General features: G+C 62.1%; 22 protein-coding genes. 10 read left to right on the top strand and 12 right to left on the bottom strand.

Annotation, left to right across the window (positions count from 1 at the left end):
* Positions 1-9: 9 nt before the first annotated feature.
* From AC1DLV_RS11045 to AC1DLV_RS11000, 10 genes are all read right to left on the bottom strand, one after another.
* Positions 10-498, bottom strand: a complete 489-nt coding sequence (locus AC1DLV_RS11045) for a GNAT family N-acetyltransferase (protein WP_476800104.1) — start codon at positions 496-498, stop codon at positions 10-12.
* Entirely contained in the window at positions 495-1,535 is a 1,041-nt protein-coding gene (gene ruvB, locus AC1DLV_RS11040) for a Holliday junction branch migration DNA helicase RuvB (RefSeq protein ID WP_476800103.1), read from the bottom strand. The genes AC1DLV_RS11045 and ruvB overlap by 4 nt, the downstream gene beginning before the upstream one ends.
* Entirely contained in the window at positions 1,532-1,936 is a 405-nt protein-coding gene (locus AC1DLV_RS11035) for a PIN domain-containing protein (RefSeq protein WP_476800102.1), read from the bottom strand. The genes ruvB and AC1DLV_RS11035 overlap by 4 nt, the downstream gene beginning before the upstream one ends.
* Positions 1,933-2,220, bottom strand: coding sequence for an AbrB/MazE/SpoVT family DNA-binding domain-containing protein (locus tag AC1DLV_RS11030; protein ID WP_476800101.1), 288 nt, complete (start codon positions 2,218-2,220; stop codon positions 1,933-1,935). Before AC1DLV_RS11030 ends, AC1DLV_RS11035 begins: the two co-directional genes overlap by 4 nt.
* Before the next feature lie 67 nt (positions 2,221-2,287).
* Positions 2,288-2,908, bottom strand: a complete 621-nt coding sequence (ruvA, locus tag AC1DLV_RS11025; protein WP_476800100.1) for a Holliday junction branch migration protein RuvA — start codon at positions 2,906-2,908, stop codon at positions 2,288-2,290.
* Between the two features lie 13 nt (positions 2,909-2,921).
* Positions 2,922-3,338, bottom strand: coding sequence for a type II toxin-antitoxin system VapC family toxin (locus tag AC1DLV_RS11020; RefSeq protein WP_476800099.1), 417 nt, complete (start codon positions 3,336-3,338; stop codon positions 2,922-2,924).
* A complete protein-coding gene (locus AC1DLV_RS11015) occupies positions 3,319-3,588 on the bottom strand; it encodes an AbrB/MazE/SpoVT family DNA-binding domain-containing protein (protein ID WP_476800098.1) in 270 nt (89 codons plus the stop codon). The genes AC1DLV_RS11020 and AC1DLV_RS11015 overlap by 20 nt, the downstream gene beginning before the upstream one ends.
* A gap of 53 nt (positions 3,589-3,641) precedes the next feature.
* On the bottom strand, positions 3,642-4,163 hold the full coding sequence (gene ruvC, locus AC1DLV_RS11010) for a crossover junction endodeoxyribonuclease RuvC (RefSeq protein WP_476800097.1): 522 nt from the start codon (positions 4,161-4,163) through the stop codon (positions 3,642-3,644).
* A gap of 92 nt (positions 4,164-4,255) precedes the next feature.
* Positions 4,256-4,789: a protease adaptor protein RcdA gene (gene rcdA / locus AC1DLV_RS11005; protein ID WP_476782364.1), complete on the bottom strand. Its 534-nt coding sequence runs from the start codon at positions 4,787-4,789 to the stop codon at positions 4,256-4,258.
* Between the two features lie 418 nt (positions 4,790-5,207).
* Positions 5,208-5,585 carry a hypothetical protein gene (locus AC1DLV_RS11000; protein WP_476800096.1) on the bottom strand — a complete coding sequence of 126 codons (378 nt, stop codon included), beginning with the start codon at positions 5,583-5,585 and terminating at the stop codon, positions 5,208-5,210.
* 434 nt (positions 5,586-6,019) lie between these two features.
* Here AC1DLV_RS11000 and AC1DLV_RS10995 point away from each other — a divergent pair, with 434 nt between their 5' ends.
* The gene (locus AC1DLV_RS10995) at positions 6,020-6,571 is read left to right on the top strand and encodes a DUF2269 family protein (protein WP_476800095.1); all 552 of its coding nucleotides are present in this window, start codon (positions 6,020-6,022) and stop codon (positions 6,569-6,571) included.
* 41 nt (positions 6,572-6,612) lie between these two features.
* Here AC1DLV_RS10995 and AC1DLV_RS10990 read toward each other — a convergent pair whose 3' ends face one another.
* The gene (locus AC1DLV_RS10990; protein WP_476800094.1) at positions 6,613-8,247 is read right to left on the bottom strand and encodes an acyl-CoA synthetase; all 1,635 of its coding nucleotides are present in this window, start codon (positions 8,245-8,247) and stop codon (positions 6,613-6,615) included.
* 55 nt (positions 8,248-8,302) lie between these two features.
* Complete coding sequence (locus AC1DLV_RS10985) at positions 8,303-9,073, bottom strand: sulfite exporter TauE/SafE family protein (protein ID WP_476800093.1); 771 nt, start codon at positions 9,071-9,073, stop codon at positions 8,303-8,305.
* Positions 9,074-9,247: 174 nt separating this feature from the next.
* On the opposite strand from AC1DLV_RS10985, the gene AC1DLV_RS10980 reads away from it, so the two are divergent.
* The 9 genes from AC1DLV_RS10980 (at position 9,248) to AC1DLV_RS10940 (ending at position 18,582) form a co-directional block, all read left to right on the top strand.
* Positions 9,248-9,895: a thiamine phosphate synthase gene (locus AC1DLV_RS10980; protein ID WP_476800092.1), complete on the top strand. Its 648-nt coding sequence runs from the start codon at positions 9,248-9,250 to the stop codon at positions 9,893-9,895.
* Between the two features lie 6 nt (positions 9,896-9,901).
* A complete protein-coding gene (locus AC1DLV_RS10975) occupies positions 9,902-11,026 on the top strand; it encodes a tetratricopeptide repeat protein (protein WP_476800091.1) in 1,125 nt (374 codons plus the stop codon).
* Positions 11,027-11,129: 103 nt separating this feature from the next.
* Positions 11,130-11,696 (top strand): elongation factor P, encoded by a 567-nt coding sequence (gene efp / locus AC1DLV_RS10970; protein ID WP_476788178.1) that lies wholly within the window; start codon positions 11,130-11,132, stop codon positions 11,694-11,696.
* Positions 11,697-11,721: 25 nt separating this feature from the next.
* Positions 11,722-12,522 carry an inositol monophosphatase family protein gene (locus AC1DLV_RS10965; protein ID WP_476800090.1) on the top strand — a complete coding sequence of 267 codons (801 nt, stop codon included), beginning with the start codon at positions 11,722-11,724 and terminating at the stop codon, positions 12,520-12,522.
* A 72-nt stretch (positions 12,523-12,594) separates the two neighbouring features.
* On the top strand, positions 12,595-13,284 hold the full coding sequence (gene trhA / locus AC1DLV_RS10960) for a PAQR family membrane homeostasis protein TrhA (RefSeq protein ID WP_476800089.1): 690 nt from the start codon (positions 12,595-12,597) through the stop codon (positions 13,282-13,284).
* A 198-nt stretch (positions 13,285-13,482) separates the two neighbouring features.
* Positions 13,483-14,502, top strand: a complete 1,020-nt coding sequence (locus tag AC1DLV_RS10955) for a MotA/TolQ/ExbB proton channel family protein (protein ID WP_476800088.1) — start codon at positions 13,483-13,485, stop codon at positions 14,500-14,502.
* 1 nt (position 14,503) lies between these two features.
* Positions 14,504-15,535 carry a peptidoglycan -binding protein gene (locus AC1DLV_RS10950; protein ID WP_476781910.1) on the top strand — a complete coding sequence of 344 codons (1,032 nt, stop codon included), beginning with the start codon at positions 14,504-14,506 and terminating at the stop codon, positions 15,533-15,535.
* A 950-nt stretch (positions 15,536-16,485) separates the two neighbouring features.
* On the top strand, positions 16,486-16,905 hold the full coding sequence (locus AC1DLV_RS10945; RefSeq protein WP_476800087.1) for a hypothetical protein: 420 nt from the start codon (positions 16,486-16,488) through the stop codon (positions 16,903-16,905).
* A gap of 192 nt (positions 16,906-17,097) precedes the next feature.
* Positions 17,098-18,582 (top strand): carboxypeptidase M32, encoded by a 1,485-nt coding sequence (locus tag AC1DLV_RS10940; protein WP_476800086.1) that lies wholly within the window; start codon positions 17,098-17,100, stop codon positions 18,580-18,582.
* Positions 18,583-18,800: the final 218 nt, after the last annotated feature.

Genomic DNA, 18,800 nt, shown 5'->3' with positions numbered 1-18,800 from the left:
GACGTCAGCTTATCGAGCCCTGTGGCGCTCGAAACGTTGCTCGCGGACGCCGCCGGACCACTGGTCGCGTTCTTCTTCCGCGACGAGCGCGAATCCGAAAGACTCATAGAGGTGGCGGGCGGGTTTCAGCCCGTCGAATGTCGTGAGATAGACGCCCGGAAAGCCTTTTGCATCGGCATGCTCGATCGCCGCACCCGTCAGCCGGCGGCCAAGCCCCGTGCCGCGCGCTTTGTCGCTGGTGATGAACCAGCGCAGATGTGCAAGCGGCTCTGCCGGGGTCGGCGCCTCCAGGCTGATCGTGCCCAAAAGTGCACCGCTTGCGTCGTCCTGGGCAGCGAAGAAGTCGAGACCGGGCCTGAAAGCGGCCATGAAGGCTGACAATTCGCCAGCGACCTTTGCCTCGAAAGGCAGGCCGAAACCCCACTCGCGTGCATAATAGTCGGCGTGCAGCCGAATGATGTCGGCGATCAGTCCGGGTCGATAGCCAGGTGGGCTCATTCTTCTTCCTGGAACAGGTTGATCTGCTGAACGGCGAGGTCGCGGGGGATTTCGAGCCCGAGATGTTTCCAGGCGTTCGCCGTCAACACGCGGCCGCGCGGGGTGCGCTGGATGAACCCTTGCTGGATCAGATAGGGCTCGATGATGTCTTCGATGGCATCGCGCGGTTCGGACAGGCCAGCGGCGATGGTTTCGATGCCGACCGGGCCGCCGCCGAAATTCATCGCGATCATCGAGAGATAGCGCCGGTCGAGCGAATCGAGGCCGAGCGAATCGACCTCCAGCCGCGACAGCGCCTCGTCGGCGATGCGTCGTGTCACCGGGCCGGAATCGGCCACCGATGCGAAGTCGCGCACGCGCCTGAGCAAACGGCCGGCGATGCGCGGGGTGCCGCGGGCGCGCCGCGCGATCTCGATGGCGCCGTCGTCGGCCAGTGGCATGCCCAAGATGCGGGCACCACGGCGCACGATCAGCTCCAGTTCTTCGACGGTGTAGAAATTGAGCCTGACCGGGATGCCGAAGCGGTCGCGCAGCGGGTTGGTCAAAAGGCCAAGCCGAGTGGTCGCGGCCACAAGCGTGAATTTCGCCAAGTCGATCTTCACCGAGCGCGCCGCTGGGCCTTCGCCGATGATCAGGTCGAGCTGATAGTCCTCCATCGCCGGATAGAGAATTTCTTCGACCGCCGGGCTCAGCCGGTGGATCTCGTCGATGAACAGCACGTCGCGCTCTTCGAGATTGGTGAGCAGAGCGGCGAGGTCGCCCGCCTTGGCGATGACCGGGCCTGAGGTCGAGCGGAAATTGACACCGAGTTCGCGCGCCATGATCTGGGCAAGCGTGGTCTTGCCCAAGCCGGGCGGGCCGACGAACAGCACATGGTCGAGTGCTTCGCCACGGCCCTTGGCCGCCTCGATGAAGATCTTGAGATTGGCCCGCGCCGCCGCCTGGCCAACGAAGTCGTCGAGCGTCTGCGGGCGCAGGCTGGTATCGGCGTCCTCGCCGCGCTTGTCGGGGGAAATGATGCGGTCGGGCGAGTTCACGTAAGCAGTTCCATGGATGGAATGGATTTGGCGGCGCGTTGGTCGAAGGTAACGGTATGCGAGCAGCCTAGCTGGAGATTGTGTTCGGCAATCAACGCGTCGGAGAAATCAACCTGTGCGGAGTTAGAGCGCTCAATAGCACGTACTATGGCATCGAAATCTTCAAACATCAGGGATTTGACGTTGAGCAGTCTTTGGATCGTAACCAGCACCTGCTGCTTCGACTGCTGGTAGCGCGAACTCAACGACCATGCGAACTCGATGAGGACGATCAGGCTGACACATCCGGGGTTTTGTTCGCTGAGGCCGGTACCGAAAGCCAGAGCTTTCGCGCGCTGATCCGCATCGTCGTTCAGTACCATGCGCAGCAATATATTGGTGTCGATGCCGATCTGCGTCACGCCGCATCCTCACGACCATCGTGGCCGTTGTGATCGCTGGTCACATGGCGACCGACCGCGCTTCTGACGGCGGCGTCGATTTCTTCGAGTGTTGCTGGTCCGCCGGGCGGGTTGCCCAGGAACCCTGCGAGATCGGCAAACTCGATATTGCGCGGCGTGCCTATCAGATGGCCGTCAACGACGGTCCAGGCAATCGTATCGCCCGGCTTCAACGTCAACGCGTCCCGCACATCCTTTGGAATGGTGAGCTGACCTTTCGAGGTCAGGGTGGCGTATCCGCCCATTTTCCTACTCCTCGGTAAAATTCTTACAATTCTAATGTAGTAAGAATACGTACCCCGAGCAAGGCGCTCACCGCGCCAGCTCCTTCAGGCCGAAGCGGATCAGCTTGGAGGAGTCGGCGTCGTCGCCGACGCTCTTCATGGCAGCGGCAATGGCATTGGCGGCGATGTCGCGGGAATAGCCGAGATTGACCAGTGCGGAGACCGCGTCGGCGATCGGGGCAGGCGCTACGCCCTCGCCAAGTTCCTGCTTGAGCCCGATGGTGCCCGAGGCCTCGCCGGCAAAGGCCGGGGCCTTGTTCTTGAGCTCGGTGACGATGCGCTCGGCGACCTTCTTGCCGACGCCCGGCGCCCTGGAGACCATGGCGATGTCGCGCAGCGCGATCGCATTGGCGAGATCGGAGGGCGCAAGCGTTGACAGGATCGCCAGCGCCACCTTGGCGCCGACGCCCTGGACATTGGCCAGCAGCAACTTGAACCATTCGCGCTCCAGCTCCGACTTGAAGCCGTAGAGCCGGATCATGTCCTCGCGGACATAGGTCTCGATGAACAGGACCGCCGCTTCGCCAGCGCCGGGCAGGGCGGCCAGCGTGCGCGCAGAACAAAAAGCGACGTAGCCGACGCCATGCACGTCGAGCACGCAGAAATCCTCGCCGACCTCATCGACGGTGCCCTTCAACTTGCCAATCATGTTTTTAGCCTCGTCATGGATGAGTATCGGGAGCGATGATTTCGAGGTTGGGAAAATAGGTGCGGTAGCGTGAGGCGTCGCGGGTCAGCAAGCGGTGTCCGGAGACCATGGCGTGTGCACCGATCAGGAAGTCCGGCAAGGTGCGCTCTCGTCGACCGCCGCGCAGCCGGTATTCGCGGTGCGCCCAACCGGCAGCCAGCGCCGCCTTGAAAGGTATGTCCTCGAAGGTCCACAGCGCGGAGACGAAAACGCCTTGATAGCGCTCGGCCGAAACGAACTCATGCGAGACTTCGGCTGCGACGACGACATTGAATATCAGGTCGCCATAACGCCGGGCTTCTCGAATCTGCTGCCTGGACCACGTGGCCCACTGCGAGTCAGGCTCGACGACATCAATGATGATGTTGGAATCAATGATCGTCGCGGACATCACGATCCCTGGTCATGGCCATGATGTCATCGGCAGTCAGATTGCTATCGCCCGTGCCTTCGATGCGCCGGAACCAATCCTCCAGACTGCGGTCAAGCGCCTTTGCCCGCATATCTGGCTCTGGACCACGCACCAGCTCGACCGCGCCATCGGCGCGTTCAACAAAATCCACCTCCGAGCCCGCCTCGATGCCGAGCCGGTCGCGAATTTCTTTCGGGATGGTCACTTGGCCTTTGGTGGTGACGCGCATGGTAATACCTCTGCGGTATTACCTACTGCTCCGATGAGAACAAGTCAAGAACATCAGGCGTGAGCGGCTGCCATCGCCGCCAGCCGGTATGCCGGGCTCTGGCGGTGGTGGGCGTGGCAGATGGCAATCGCCAGTGCGTCGGCGGCGTCGGCGGTGTCGAACACGGCCTTCGGCATCAGCACCTTGACCATCATGGCGATCTGCTTCTTGTCGCCATGGCCAACGCCAATCACCGCTTTCTTGACGGCGTTGGGCGAATATTCGGCGACCACCAGCCCGGCGCGGGCGGGCACCAGCATGGCGATGCCGCGCGCCTGGCCGAGCTTCAGCGTGGCCGTGGCATCCTTGTTGACGAAGGTCGCTTCGACAGCAGCCTCATGCGGCATCTCGCGGTGCAGCACGTCGGCAAGGCCGTCATGCAATTGGCACAGGCGGCTGGCGAGAGCTGCCTTGTTGTCGGAACGGACTGTGCCGGCGGCGACGAAACGCAGTGAATTGCCAAGGCTCTCGATGATGCCCCAGCCAGTGCGTTGAAGCCCGGGGTCGATGCCAATGATACGAATCATCTCTCTCATTCCGCGAACTCTATCTCCACGGAAGCAAGACGCCAGAAAAATGTGAACAAAACAGAAACAATCCCTGCTTCGGCGCAGGGATCATCTCGCCGTTAGTTGCGGGCGAAGGCCGTGTTGAGCAGGGAAATCTGGTCGGACACCGGATTGCTGCGGCGCATCGCCTGTACCGGAACCACGGTCGTGCCGTTGCCGTAGATCTCCTCGTCCATGCGGCGCACATGCGCCTGCAGGCGGAGCGAACGGCGCACGAGGTCGACAAAATCGCCCGGCAGTTCGTTCCAGCCGGCGGCATCGTCATGGGCGGAAGCGGTATCGAGCCGCACCTTGGATTTTTCCGACGCGACCTGATCGCGTGTCATCTCGCCGGAATTTGCGGCGCGCTGCAAAAGCAGCCACGAGGCGATCTGCATCAGGCGCGTGGTCAGCCGCATCGATTCGGCGGCGTAAAGCGTGGCGGCGAGCCGCGACAGCTTCTTGGCCTCGACACGTCCGGCGCCGTCGAGATATTCGGCCGCCTGTTCGACCAGCCCCATGCCCTCATTGTAGAGGGGTTTGAAGGACGGCGAAAACACCCGCCTTTCGGCGAGCTTGATCGTTTTTCCGCTTTCCCTCGAAGGCTCGTTCATCATCACTACCCTGAAAACCCTATCCGCGTTCTGCCCGTCTTTGGCGACGGATTCTGCGCGGCCCGCTCCTATACGCTAAGCCCGATGAAAATGCGCTTCCGTCGATCTGAACGCAAGCGCATGTTTAACAAAGGGTTAACGCACCGGATTGGACCGCTTTTGGAGGGCGTTCCAGGGCTTAGCGCGCGAAAAAAAAGAGCCGCGGAAAAGCGCGGCTCTCAAGAGTTTAACAGGGAGGCGTCAAACAAAGTGGCTCCAACCACTCGGTAAGAATCCAGATGACTGGATATGCACAGTAAACAACGGGAATGCTTAATGGGCGCTTAAGGACGCTGCCGATTTCGCTATTCGTCAGTTTCGACTGTGCCGTCACGGCACAGCGATGAAGCTTGAAACGCCCCGCTGATGTTGTGCCGACTCACGACTTCCAGACCACCGGAAGTGCGATGAGGGCGAACAGAAATATCGCCGCGTAAAAGCCCATCGACGAAATTGCCACCACCGGTTCGATCGCCGCATTGCCGCCGAGCAGGAAGAACAGGCCGACCAGAAGGCCGATGCCGCTCACCGCCGTCAGCCAGAAATGGATCTTGGCCAGCATCTTGTCTCGGGCGACCGGAAACAGATGGTAGAAGAAGGCGAACACCGCCGACATCAGCCAGCCCGCAACCATCGTGTGGGCGTGGACCGGCATCTGGTCGTGGTTCTGGCTGATCGACATGTGCAGCCCAAGTGCCATGCCGGCCAGCGCGTAGACGATGGCGAGCGTGAAGAAATTCCGTGCTACCCCTTGCATAGTTCTCTCCGAATGCCTTTTCCCCGCAGGGAATGGGTTGATCTCAGACCATCAAGCCTTGGTGCCAGCGCGGTTCGCATCCGCGTGCCAAAATCACTGCCGATCTCAAGGCAGGGGCACTAGCACCAGCAGTGTTTCCACCGCATGCCGCGCGGCCAGGCCGCGCGCGTGCAGGGCAGTTACATTGGAAGTTCACCAGGAAGCCGTGCCGGCCGTTCGCCTCCCCCGAGACCGGTCGTCGACATGCGCCGTCCCCACGGCGTGTGCGAAAATTATCATATGTCAGCCCATGCTGATATGCCCGCCGAAACATCCGCCTCTTCTCGCCGACACAATGCCGAAACAGCGCCGATGCTATTTGCCGGCGCTGAAAATCAGCGGCGGCTAAATCAGCTGAAGCATTTTCGGAAAACCGGATTGGAAAGGGTTCGGAGATGGATTGGTACTCTCTCGTCAAGTTTCTGCACGTCATAGCCGCCGTCATCTGGGTCGGTGGCGGTTTCGCGCTCATGCTGCTTGCCGTTCGCGCCGACCGTGCCGGCGATACCGGGGGGATGCTGCAGGCGATGCGTTCGGTTGGCGAACTCGGCAACAGGCTGTTTGCACCGGCGTCGCTGGTAACTTTGGCACTTGGCCTTGTCATGTGCTGGTTCTGGGTCGGCTTCGGCGATCTCTGGATCATGATCGGTCTGGCCGGATATGTGACGACCTTCCTGATCGGCACGCTGGTGTTCAAGCCCACGGCCGACCGCATGGCCGCAATGATCGCCCGCGATGGTGTAACGCCAGCCGCCCTCGATCAGGGCCGGCGCATCCTCAAGGTCGCGCGCTTCGACTATGCCATGATGCTGATCATCGTTGCCGACATGGTGCTGAAGCCGATGCCTTCGGACCTGCCCATTCTGTTGGCGATGGCAGCCGTCTTCGTCGTCGGTCTCTGGGCCGCCTTCGACGGCTTGCGTCCCTCGATGGCCGCCGCTGTCTAACGATCCAAGGCGGCGTTCAACAGGGTGCCGCCCTCGACCCTCTAGCCTTTGGCCATGTCGCGCAGGCGGAATTTCTGGATCTTGCCGGTCGAGGTCTTGGGGATCTCGGCGAAGATCACCGCCTTCGGCACCTTGAAGCGGGCAAGCAGGCCGCGGCAGTGCTCGATGATCTCGGCTTCGGTCGCCATCTTGCCGGGCTTGAGCTCGACATAAGCGACAGGCACCTCGCCCCATTTGTCGTCGGACTTCGCCACGACCCCGCACGAGGCAACGGCAGGGTGCTTGTAGAGCGCGTCCTCGACCTCGATCGACGAGATGTTTTCGCCGCCAGAAATGATGATGTCCTTGGAGCGGTCCTTGATCTGGATGTAGCCGTCGGGATGCATCACGCCGAGATCGCCCGAGTGGAACCAGCCGCCGGCGAAGGCTTCGTCGGTGGCCTTCTTGTTCTTGAGGTAACCCTTCATGACGATGTTGCCGCGGAACATCACCTCGCCAATGGTCTCGCCATCTTCAGGTGTCTTTTCCATCGTTTCCGGGTCCATCACGGTCAAGTCTTCAAGCGCTGCATAGCGCACGCCCTGCCTGGCCTTCTTTGCCGTACGCGGCCCCCTTTCCAGTCCGTCCCATTCGCCGTGCCATTCGTTGACGACGGCAGGTCCATAGGTTTCGGTCAGGCCATATAGATGGGTGACGGCAAAGCCGGCATCGGCCATGCCCGCGAGCACCGCCTCGGGCGGTGGGGCAGCGGCGGTGTTGAAGGTGACCAGCTGCGGAAACTCCCGTTTCTCCTCGTCGCGGGCGTTGATCAGCACCGACATCACGATCGGCGCGCCGCACAGATGCGTGACGCCAAGGTCGGCGATGGCATCGTAAATCGGCTTGGCGCGCACCCAGCGCAGGCAGACATGGGTGCCGGCCTGCACGGCCAGAGTCCACGGAAAGCACCAGCCATTGCAGTGGAACATCGGCAGCGTCCACAAATAGACCGCGTGCTTGGCCATGCCGGCATGGATGGTGTTGGTGTAGGCCATCAGCGCGGCACCGCGATGATGGTAGACCACACCTTTGGGATTGCCCGTCGTTCCCGAGGTATAGTTGAGCGAGATCGCGTCCCATTCGTCGTCGGGCATCGACCAGGCGAAGCTCTCGTCACCCGATGCGACGAAGTCCTCATAGTCGATGGCGCCGATGCGTTCGCCCTTGGGGTAGGGGGCGTCCTCGGGATAACAGGGGTCGTCATAGTCGATGACCAGCGGCTTCACCGTGGCCAGCGCCAGCGCCTGCTTGACCACGGAGGAGAATTCGCGATCGACGATCAGAAGCCTGGTTTCGGCATGGTCGAGCTGGAAGGCGATGATCGCCGCGTCGAGCCGCGTGTTGAGGCAGTGAAGCACGCCCTTGGTCATTGGCACGCCGAAATGCGCTTCCAACATCGGCGGCGTGTTGGACAGCATCACCGTCACCGTGTCGCCCTTGCCGATGCCGTTTTTTGCCAATGCGGAGGCAAGCTTCAGCGAACGCTGCCACCATTGCAGATAGCTTGTGCGCTGGTCGCCGTGGATGATGGCCAATTGCTCGGGAAAGGTCTTGGCCGCGCGTTCGAGAAAGCTCAGCGGCGTCAGCGGCTGGTGATTGGCGAGGTTCTTGTCGAGGTTTTCCGCGTATTTTCCCATGACGTTTTCTCCCTTGTCGCCGCAAAGCTAATTTAGCGATTGGGCCGGGTCATCCTCACATAAAGTCGACCACACCATCGTACAGCAATTTCAGCGCCACGATCGCCACCGTGGCGTAGGTGAAGGGGTAGAAGATCTCCGGCCGCATCCGCCTGACGAGCCAGGCTCCGGCGAGTGTCGCCAAGGGCGCGAGCGGCATCAGCGCCAGCGAGGCGGCGAGGTTGGCTGTGCCGAACTGTCCAAGCGCGAAGTAGGGAACCAGCTTGATGGCGTTTGTCACAGCAAAGAAGATGACGCTTGTGCCGGTGAGCACCTTTGGGTCCATCCGCAGCGGCAGCGTGTAGACCTGGAAGGGTGGGCCGCCAACATGCGCGACGAAGCTGGTGAAGCCGGCGATCGAGCCCCAGAAGGCGGCAGCGATGCGGTTCGGCTCGGCCTTGTGGTCGGCGCCGTGGCGGATGCTGGTGTAGAGCCAGCGCGCCACGAACGCGAATGCAATGGCGCCGACGATGAAACGTACATTGTCGGCTGTCACTACCGATGCCGTTAGCCAGCCGATGCCGATGCCGATGATCGACCCCGGCAACATCTGCCAGAGAATCGTACGGTCAAAGACGCCGCGCCAGGTCCACAGCGACACCGCGTCCATCAAGATGAGAATCGGCAGCAGGATGGCGGCCGCCTGCACCGGCGAGATCACCAGCGCCATCAGCGGTACGCCGACAAACCCGACCGCACCGCCAAAGCCGCCCTTCGACAGGCCGACGAGAATCACCGCCGGCACGGCGGCGGCGTAAAACCATGGATCAAGCAGAAGCGAAGTCATGGGCGGCCTTTCTCCCCGGAGATAGCTGGATCGCTGGATGTTGGCGAGTGCCGCGCCAATCTTTTGATATGCTTGAGCAGTGCCGCGCGTCCTGTTCAACGGCGGCACTTTGTTCTATGCCCCAATGCAAACATGATCGCCTTGCATAGGCGTCAAGCACCCGGATCGAAGAACATGAACGCAAACAAGCCGCCCAAACGCTGCCGCATCGTGCTGATCGCGCCGCCTACGGTTTCGCCAGGGGATGTCGAGGCGGCTTTGTCCGGCGGCGACGTCGCTTCACTCATCCTTCCGGGCGAGGGCGTCGATGAAGGCTCGTTCCAGAGCTTTGCCGAAAAGGTTGCGGCCGCCGCACGCGCGGCCGGCGTGGCTGTGGTTGTTGCCGGTGACACCCGCGTTGCCGGGCGTGTCCAGGCCGACGGCATTCACATCGAAGGCAAGAAGGCGGAGCTGGCCGAAGCCGTCGAAAATTACCAGGAGCGCATGATGGTCGGCGTCGGCGGTGCCAAGACGCGCGACGATGCGCTCGAACTCGGCGAGGAGCGGCCCGACTACATCTTCTTTGGTCGCTTCGGTTACGACAACAAGCCCGAGCCGCATTCGCGCAACCTTTCGCTTGGCCAGTGGTGGGCCGAGATGATCGAGATCCCCTGCATCGTCATGGCCGGCTCCGACATCGCCTCAGTGCAGGCGGTTGCGGAAACAGGCGTCGAGTTTGTCGCCCTATCGTCGGCGGTGTTCGGCGAAGGCATCGACCCGCGCGAGGCGGTGGCCCGCGCCAATGCGCTGCTCGACGAAACCGCGCCGCGCTTCGAGGAGTAGCCATCAATGAATCGTTCGCGCTTTCTCGCCGCTTTGCTGTGCCTGGGCTTTGGGCTCGAGCCCGCGATGGCTGTCGAGAGCGCACCGATTCCGCCGTCCGACCATGGTGCGGTTCCTTCGCTCGGCAAGGTGATCGACCCCATCGATCCCAACCGCTTCGGCCCAGCACCCATGCCGTTGGACAGGACGCCCGCGCCGCTGCCAGCGCCTGTTGCAGCTCCGGCGCCGGCGGGGGCACCCGATCTCGGTGCCAATCCGGCAGTCAAGGCGCCTGATGGCATCGACCCCAATCGTTTTGGCGGCAAGCCTTCCGATGAGGCATATGGCGCGTTCCAGCGTGGCCTCTACATGACGGCCTACAATCTGGCGCTGCCGCGCGCCGAGGCTGGCGATGCTGCCGCGCAGACGCTGGTGGCCGAAATCCTGTCGCGGGGCCTGGGCGTGGCGCGCAATGATGGCGAAGCGGCCAAATGGTACCAGCGCGCCGCCGAGCAAGGCGTTGCCGAAGCGCAATTCCAGTATGCGTTGCTGCTGCTCGACGGGCGTTATGTCACCCGTGATGACAAGGCTGCCAGCGCCCTGATGCAGTCGGCGGCCGAAGCCGGCAACCGCCTCGCCCAGTTCAACTACGCCCAGATGCTGGTGCAGCGCGAGCCGGGGGGCAAGGGCCTGGAAAAAGCAGTTCCCTATTATGAGCGGGCGGCGGCGACAGGGCTTGCGGATGCGCAATATGCCATGGCCGAGATCTATGCCAACGGCGTTGGCGGCAAGCGCCGCGACGACAAGCAGGCGCGCATGCTGCTCGTGCGCGCCGCAAGGCAGAACTATGACTCGGCCCAGTTCGATCTCGGGCTTTGGATGGCCGACGGGCGCGGCGGCGATCGTGATCTGAAGTCGGCTTTCGGCTGGATGAAGCTTGCGGCCGATGGCGGCAACGTCGCTGCCCAGAACCGTCTCGCCAAATTTTACATGGGCGGCATCGGCGTCGATCCCGATTCCATTCTCGCTGCGGCCTGGTACATCAATGCCCGCCGCGCCGGGCTCAATGATCCGGAGATGGACGACTTCTTGCGCGGCCTGACCGATGTCGAGATGAAACAGGCGCTGGAGCGCGCAAACCGCATTCGCTGATATCGCGAAAATCGCGACTTCTCTTGCCTAAAAAGCCGTTTTGTGGTCTTGGAGGCGCCGATAGCGCCCCTTCTGGCGCAAACCTCTCTTCCGGAACCCAACCATGGCCAAGATCAACGGCAACGAAATCCGTCCCGGCAACGTCATCGAGCATGACGGCGGCCTCTGGGTGGCGGTCAGGACCAATCACGTCAAGCCCGGCAAGGGCGGTGCATACAATCAGGTCGAACTGAAGAACCTCATCAACGGCACCAAGCTCAACGAGCGTTTCCGCTCGGCCGAGACGGTCGAAAAGGTCCGCCTCGAGCAGAAGGACTTCTCGTTCCTCTACGAGCAGGGCGATGCGCTGGTGTTCATGGACACCGCCAGCTACGAACAGCTCGAGCTGCTCAAGGATTTCGTCGGCGACCGCGCCGCGTTCCTTCAAGATGGCATGATGGTCACGGTTGAGCTTTATGACGAGCGCCCGATCGGCATCGCGCTGCCCGACCAGGTGACGCTGACGATCAGCGAAGCCGACCCGGTGGTGAAGGGCCAGACGGCTGCTTCGTCCTACAAGCCGGCAGTTTTGGAAAACGGCGTCCGCGTGCTTGTGCCGCCCTTTATTTCTTCGGGCGAGCGCATCATTGTCGACACCAACGAGCTCACCTACGTCCGCCGCGCGGACTGAGCACGGCAACGGAAAGTTCTAGATCATGGCGCGTTCAGCGATCCTAAATGTTATGGTGCAGGCCGCAATGAAGGCCGGCCGCTCGCTGTCTCGCGACTTCGGCGAAGTGCAAAACCTGCAAGTCTCGCTGAAGGGCCCGGGCGACTATGTCAGCCAGGCCGACCGCAAGGCCGAGGACATTTTGTTTGCCGAGCTGTCAAAGGGGCGCGCCGGCTACGGCTTCCTGATGGAAGAGCGCGGCGTTGTCCCGGGCGAAGACGACCAGCACCGCTGGATCGTCGATCCGCTCGACGGCACCACCAACTTCCTGCACGGCATTCCGGTGTTTTCAATCTCGATCGCGCTGGAACGTCAGGGCCAGATCGTCGCCGCGGTCATCTACAACCCGGCGATGGACGAGCTCTACACCGCCGAGCGCGGTGGTGGCGCCTTCCTCAATGATCGCCGCCTGCGCGTTTCCGGCCGCACCAAGCTGTCGGATGCGGTGATAGGTTGCGGCGTGCCGCATCTCGGCCGCGGCCACCACGGCAACTTCCTGCTCGAACTGCGCAACGTCATGGGCGAAGTGGCGGGCGTGCGCCGTCTCGGCTCGGCCGCACTCGATCTTGCTTACGTCGCTGCCGGACGCATGGACGGTTTCTGGGAAACCGCGCTGTCGCCTTGGGACGTTGCTGCCGGCATCCTTCTTGTGCGTGAAGCCGGCGGCTTTGTCTCCGACGACAAGGGCGGCCAGGACATGCTCGATGGCGGTTCGATCGTCGCGGGCAACGAAACCATCCACCGCGCGCTCATCAAGACGCTGAAGCGGCCGGTTACGCCGCGCTAATCCGCCGCGTCGCAGCCTTCTTGCGTTCATTCCCTGCTGCTGCCCATATTAAGGGCCGCGCAGGGACGGATCATGACGGACAATCACCGCAAGCCTGAGATTGCTGTGCCCTTTGTCGGGCGCTTCACCCATTCGCGCGCCGAACTCATTGCCGACGGCATCGTCCATGCAATCGGCATCGTGCTTGCTGTTGCTGCCGGTTCAGTGCTGCTGGCGATCTCCGCCTCCCACACCGCCACCGGTGAATATCTCGCCGCCGTGGTCTTCGTGGTGGCGCTGCTCACTGTGCTGTCGGTGTCGTGCGTCTACAATCTCTGGCCGATCTCGCCGGCAAAATGGGTGCTGCGCCGCTTCGACCATGCCGGCATCTACCTGCTGATCGCCGCCACCTACACGCCATTCCTCGTCCAGCTCGACGATCGTGTCACGGCAAGCTTGATGGCCGGTATCGTCTGGTCGGCGGCGATCGCCGGCATGGCGATCAAGCTCTTTTTGCCCGGACGGCTCGACCGGCTGGCGATCGCCTTTTATCTCGCCATGGGCTGGAGCGGGGTCGTCATCCTGCGCCCGCTGATCGCTACCTTGCCCTCCGCCACGCTATGGCTGCTGTTTTCCGGCGGCATAGTCTATTCCTGCGGCGTCATCTTCTACACCTGGCAGCGGCTGCGCTTCCAAAGTGCTGTCTGGCATAGCTTCGTCATCACCGGCGCTGGGTTGCATGTGGCGGCGATGATCGACCTTCTTGTGGTGGCGCGGCTCTGATTGCAACGCGACCCGAGGGACGGGCGCGCAAGCGTCTTTCATTTTCGTCACATTTCCGCTTACAGTCGTAGTCCACTAACGCATCGCGCCGAAACTTCCCAAAAGTGCGGTGCGTAGACTTCAAAGCGATGGAACCACCCAAGCGCGTCCGAACGGATACGCGGACTCCAATCGCAGGGAACTAGAACCGGGGCGCCGATGGCATTGTTGAAATCTCTCGGGGTGGGCAAAGGCTCCGATGTGCTGAACTACGATCCGCACCGCCTGTCCTCTCCGCAGGTGTTCCTGCTGACGATGATCATCTTTCTGGCGATCGTTGCCTTTATCGTGGCGATCCTGACGCGCCAGATTTCGCATGCGTTCGTCACCAATCCCGGGCTCAATGGTCTGATCATCGGCGTGCTGGTGGTCGGTATCGGCCTTGCCTTTGTCCAGGTCGGCCGCTTGTTCCGCGAAGTGCGCTGGGTCAACTCGTTCCGCGCCGGCTCCGAAGCCACGCACCCGGTGCTGCTCGCGCCGATGAAGGCGATGCTTGGCCGTTCTTCGGCGATGGCGTTGTCGACCAACTCGATGCGGACGATGCTCGATTCCATCGCCACCCGTCTCGACGAAAGTCGCGATGTCTCGCGTTACCTTGTTGGCCTGCTGGTCTTCCTTGGCCTGCTTGGCACCTTCTGGGGCCTGCTGGGCACCATCGGTTCGATCGGCGAAACCATCCAGTCGCTCGATCCCGGCACGGGCGACGCCTCAGCCGTGCTCGAATCGCTGAAGGCTGGCCTTGCAGCACCATTGCAAGGCATGGGCACAGCGTTCTCGTCGTCGCTGTTTGGCCTCTCCGGCTCGCTTGTGCTCGGCTTCCTTGACCTCCAGGCCGGGCGCGCCCAGACGCGTTTTTACACCGAACTGGAAAACTGGCTCTCCAGCGTCACCGACCTATCCTCCGACATGGTCGTCGCCGATGCCAAGAACGACTCTTCCGACGAAATCCGCGTGCTGTCCGAGCGCCTGCGCAACATGCAGGAGCACGGCGGGTCGAACCCGCGCGTTGCCGCTGCCATGGCCAATCTCGCTGATGGCATCTCTGGCCTGGTCAAGAACATGCGCAGCGAGCAGCAGATCATGCGCGACTGGGTCGAGGCGCAGTCGGACGAACAAAAGGCGATGCGCATTACGCTCGAAAAAATCGCCGACGCCCTGAAGAAGGAAGGGGTGCACTAAGGTGGCATTGGCGCGCGGGCGGCGCGGCGACCGCCGCATCGACTATTGGCCGGGCTTCGTCGACGCTTTGTCGACGCTGCTTTTGGCCATCATGTTCCTTCTCTCGGTCTTCGTGCTGGCACAGTTTCTGCTCAGCCGCGAAATCTCGGGCAAGGACCAGGTGTTGACCCGGCTCAATTCGCAGATCAACGAGTTGACCCAGCTTTTGGCGCTCGAACGCTCCAACACCCAGGACACCGAGGATGCGCTCGCCAATCTGCAGGCGTCCCTGTCGGCTGCTGAGAGCGAGAAGAGCCGGCTTGAGCAATTGCTCTCCCAAGGCTCTGGCGCCGGTGCCGAGGCCAACGCGCGCATCGGCTCGCTGACTGGAGAACTTGAAGGCGAGCGCCAGATCAGCCAGCGCGCACTCAGTCAGGTCGAGTTGCTCAACCAGCAGATCTCGGCCCTGCGCCGGCAGATCGGTGCGCTCGAAGACGCACTCAACGCTTCAGAGACTCGCGACAAGGAATCCAATACCAAGATCGCCGATCTCGGGCGCCGCCTGAACGTCGCGCTGGCCCAGCGCGTGCAGGAACTCAACCGCTATCGTTCCGACTTCTTCGGCCGCTTGCGCGAGATCCTGTCCGACCGCGAAAACATCCGCATCGTCGGCGATCGTTTCGTGTTTCAGTCCGAGGTGCTGTTTCCGACCGGCTCCGAGCAGATCAACGAGGCCGGCAAGGGCGAGATGAAGAAGCTCGCCGACGCCATCCTCGAACTGCAGAAGGAAATCCCCCCGGAGATCAACTGGGTGCTGCGTGTCGATGGTCACACCGATAACATCCCGCTGTCCGGCACCGGCCGCTATCGCGACAATTGGGAGCTGTCTTCGGCGCGCTCGACCTCGGTGGTCAAGTTCCTGATCGAAAACGGCGTGCCGGCCAACCGCCTGGTCGCTGCTGGCTTTGGCGAGTTCCAGCCGCTTGACGAAAGCGACACCGCCGAGGCACGTTCCAAGAACCGCCGCATCGAACTCAAGCTCACGGAACGGTGAATCAAGATTTCGTGAACGAATTGGCCATTTGTACATAGGGCATCGGCTTGATGTTTCCAGCCCTGACTGGGGCGGATTGAGTAAACTCCAAAATTACTTTTTCTTAATTTTGCTCTGGCCTCGGCCAGATCTATAGTCCCGGTTCAAGTCCGGGAAACGCCGATGACGGCCTCCCACCACGACTCGACGCTTCTTGACGGACAGCTAGCGCTGTGGCGGTTCGCCGCCCGGCATTTTCAGGAGTCGCAACAATGCGCTCTATGGCATTTACAGCGATTTTAGCTGCAGTCCTCGTTTCCGCTCCTATGGCCGCCGCATTCGCGCGCGGTGGACACGATCACGGCGGTGGTGGTCACGAACGGTCGCATTCGCGTGAAGCATCACAGAGCCTGGGCGAAAACGACAATTCGGGGTCGCAACTGCCGATCTCCGGCCAGCCGCGCTCGGCTTGCATGCCGGGGCATGCTGCCTGGTATTGTGCGCCGACGTCGCGTTGATCTTCCGGGTTTCGGCCTGCGCCGAAACCCGCAACAACAAGGTGCTGATCAACAGCTGTATCTGAACCAATTGGAGGGGGCTGCCATCGTGGCAGTCTCCTCTTTGTCGTTCAGGTACTTGATGTCGTTGCCTGGAGGTTTCCAGGGCAGCACTGGTCACTCGCGCCAACAACCGCCGCATCGAAATCAAGCTCACTTCACGCCAGATCAAGATTTCGTGTGAAACGCGCCTGCCCCATATGTGGCTAGTTTGTGGCCAGTGTGCCGCAATCGTGGTCCTTGCGGCGGATCCAATAATTATTTTTTCTTAATTATGCTTCGCTGGGAGCGTGACCTAGACTCCAGATGCAGTCCGAGAAGCGCCGGCGATGGCCTCCCACCGTGACTCGACGTTTCTAGACGGATCGCAATGCTGGGGCGAAAGCCGCCCCACAGTTCTAGGAGACGCAAGACATGCGCTCTATGATGTTCAAGGCGGCGCTTGCCGCACTCCTCATCTCCGCTCCGATGGCCTCCGCCCTTGCAAGGGACCATCACGAAAACCATGAGATGGGCCCCCAGACTCAAGGTTCCCCTAGTGGCGGTGATGTCACGGGATCGCAATTGCCAATTTCCGGACAGCCACAGGTCCACCCGGTTGGCGTTATCCTCACCGAACTGCGCAATGACGACGCCCGCATTGCCAATGATCGGCACATGAAGCGGATCAGCACAGCCGAGGCGCGCCAACTCAGGGGCGAGGACGCAGCAATACGCCGAACTGCCGTGAGCGATGCCGGCTATGGCGGCATGTTGTCGGCAGGTACCTACAGCCAGCTTCAGTCGGAGGTCTCCAGCCTCGATGGCCAGATCACCCACGACGCCGGCCGCTGACGATCAGTGAATTTCCAAGCCTTGCGCCCTCGGAGCAATCCGGGGGCGTTCTTTTTTGCGTCGGCTACCAGCCAGGCCAAAGTGCGCGACACGCGGTTTGCCGTCCCAGCAAGGGCTGGTCCATTCGAACGGTCTTGCGATTGTGACCGGTTTGGTATCCTCTCGCCGCGATTTTGAGACAGAGGAGTCACCATGTCCTTCGCAAAGCTCGACGAACTCGGCCGCAAGCTCGAAGCGCTGGAACACGCGCTAGCCATTTTGGGTGCCGACGAGGCGACGCACATGGCCGTTGGAGGTGGCGCCAAGCGCGCGGAGGCGCTTTCGGCACTCGCCGGCATGCACCACCGCCAGGCCACCGCACCCCAGATCGCCGACTGGATCGCTGCCGCCGAGACGGAGGCACTGAACGAAGAACAGGTTTTCGCCCTGCGCGAATTTCGCCGCCAATACACCAACATGACCTGCCTGCCGTCGGAGTTCGTCGAACGCCAGACCTCAGCCCGGCTTCGCTCGGAACAGCTGTGGCGCGACCTGCGCGCCAAGAACGACTGGGCTGGTTTCCAGCCGGCACTCGAAGGCATCGTGGCGCTTGTCCGCGAGGAGGCGGCCCTGCGTTCCGAAGCGCTTGGCCTCGCCCCTTACGACGCGCTGATGGAGCAATATGATCCGGGCAACCGCACTGCGGATATCACGCCTGTTTTTACCGACCTCAAGGCCTTCCTGAAGGACTTCGTGCCCGAAGCATTGGCCGTCCAGGCTGAGCGTCAGGCGAAAACCCCAGTGCGCGCCTTGTCGGGCATCTACGCTATCGAGCGTCAGCGCGAGCTTGGGCTCGCCATGATGGGTGCTGTGGGTTTCGACCTGACGCGCGGCAGCCTGTCGGTGTCGCACCACCCGTTCTGCGGCGGCGTGCCGTCCGACGTGCGCATCACCACGCGCTACAAGACATCCGATTTCTTGTCCGCGCTGATGGGGGTGCTGCACGAGACCGGCCATGCGCTTTACGAGCAGAACCTGCCGGAGGCCTGGTCGCACTGGCCGCTTGGCAAGGCGCGCGGCATGGCCGTGCATGAGAGCCAGAGCCTGTTCGTCGAAAAGCAGCTCGGCCGCAATCCGTCCTTCTGGCGCTGGGCGCTGCCCCTGGTCGAGCAGCACCTTGGCGAGCGCTGGTCGATGGACGAAATCCTGCCGCATGTTCACCATGTCGAGCGCGGCCTGATCCGCGTCGACGCCGACGAGGTCACCTATCCGCTGCATGTCATCCTGCGCTACGAACTGGAGCAGGAGCTTGTCTCGGGCCGCCTGTCGGTGTCGGACCTGCCCGAGGCATGGGATGCCAAGATGCGCGAATATCTTGGCCTGTCGACCATCGCCAATCCGGCCGACGGCCCGATGCAGGACGTGCACTGGCCAAGTGCCGCCTTTGGCTATTTCCCGTCCTATACGCTGGGCGCGATGATGGCTGCACAGCAATGGGCAACACTGAGCAAGGCGCATCCTTCGGTCGACGATGAGATCGCGCGCGGCCACTTCGAGACGGTCAACAACTGGCGCCGCGACAACATCTGGTCGCAGGCCTCGCTGTGGTCGACGCCCGAACTGCTCGAACGCGCCACCGGCGAAAAGCTCAATGCGGTGCATTTCACCAGCCACCTCAAGAAGCGCTACGGGGCGTAAACCCTCGGCCTCAACTTCGCCACCTCTCCCGCCTGGGAGAGGCTCTCCACGCGGCGCTCGCCTCGGCCGCAGCCGTCCCTTGGCGAACCGACGTTTGGATTGCCGCCATGTCGAAATACGTCATCTGCCGTATTTTTCCTGCTCCAGGGACGCGGTACCCCTGCTGACTGGCTGGGCAGTCGCGGAGTGTGGCTGCTTGTGTCGTTGTCCCCCGCGGG

Source organism: Aminobacter sp. 01T433, from assembly GCF_056398585.1.
The sequence above is the reverse complement of the archived record's forward strand: the minus strand, read 5'-3'. Positions and strand labels throughout refer to the sequence as shown.

Excerpts from the sequence above, each read along its gene's own strand:
- AC1DLV_RS11045 (WP_476800104.1), bottom strand. The coding sequence starts at position 498 with ATGAGCCCACCTGGCTATCGACCCGGACTGATCGCCGACATCATTCGG.
- AC1DLV_RS11030 (WP_476800101.1), bottom strand. The coding sequence starts at position 2,220 with ATGGGCGGATACGCCACCCTGACCTCGAAAGGTCAGCTCACCATTCCA.
- ruvA (WP_476800100.1), bottom strand. The coding sequence starts at position 2,908 with ATGATTGGCAAGTTGAAGGGCACCGTCGATGAGGTCGGCGAGGATTTC.
- AC1DLV_RS11020 (WP_476800099.1), bottom strand. The coding sequence starts at position 3,338 with ATGTCCGCGACGATCATTGATTCCAACATCATCATTGATGTCGTCGAG.
- AC1DLV_RS11015 (WP_476800098.1), bottom strand. The coding sequence starts at position 3,588 with ATGCGCGTCACCACCAAAGGCCAAGTGACCATCCCGAAAGAAATTCGC.
- ruvC (WP_476800097.1), bottom strand. The coding sequence starts at position 4,163 with ATGAGAGAGATGATTCGTATCATTGGCATCGACCCCGGGCTTCAACGC.
- rcdA (WP_476782364.1), bottom strand. The coding sequence starts at position 4,789 with ATGAACGAGCCTTCGAGGGAAAGCGGAAAAACGATCAAGCTCGCCGAA.
- AC1DLV_RS11000 (WP_476800096.1), bottom strand. The coding sequence starts at position 5,585 with ATGCAAGGGGTAGCACGGAATTTCTTCACGCTCGCCATCGTCTACGCG.
- AC1DLV_RS10995 (WP_476800095.1), top strand. The coding sequence starts at position 6,020 with ATGGATTGGTACTCTCTCGTCAAGTTTCTGCACGTCATAGCCGCCGTC.
- AC1DLV_RS10990 (WP_476800094.1), bottom strand. The coding sequence starts at position 8,247 with ATGGGAAAATACGCGGAAAACCTCGACAAGAACCTCGCCAATCACCAG.
- AC1DLV_RS10985 (WP_476800093.1), bottom strand. The coding sequence starts at position 9,073 with ATGACTTCGCTTCTGCTTGATCCATGGTTTTACGCCGCCGCCGTGCCG.
- AC1DLV_RS10980 (WP_476800092.1), top strand. The coding sequence starts at position 9,248 with ATGAACGCAAACAAGCCGCCCAAACGCTGCCGCATCGTGCTGATCGCG.
- AC1DLV_RS10975 (WP_476800091.1), top strand. The coding sequence starts at position 9,902 with ATGAATCGTTCGCGCTTTCTCGCCGCTTTGCTGTGCCTGGGCTTTGGG.
- efp (WP_476788178.1), top strand. The coding sequence starts at position 11,130 with ATGGCCAAGATCAACGGCAACGAAATCCGTCCCGGCAACGTCATCGAG.
- AC1DLV_RS10965 (WP_476800090.1), top strand. The coding sequence starts at position 11,722 with ATGGCGCGTTCAGCGATCCTAAATGTTATGGTGCAGGCCGCAATGAAG.
- trhA (WP_476800089.1), top strand. The coding sequence starts at position 12,595 with ATGACGGACAATCACCGCAAGCCTGAGATTGCTGTGCCCTTTGTCGGG.
- AC1DLV_RS10955 (WP_476800088.1), top strand. The coding sequence starts at position 13,483 with ATGGCATTGTTGAAATCTCTCGGGGTGGGCAAAGGCTCCGATGTGCTG.
- AC1DLV_RS10945 (WP_476800087.1), top strand. The coding sequence starts at position 16,486 with ATGCGCTCTATGATGTTCAAGGCGGCGCTTGCCGCACTCCTCATCTCC.
- AC1DLV_RS10940 (WP_476800086.1), top strand. The coding sequence starts at position 17,098 with ATGTCCTTCGCAAAGCTCGACGAACTCGGCCGCAAGCTCGAAGCGCTG.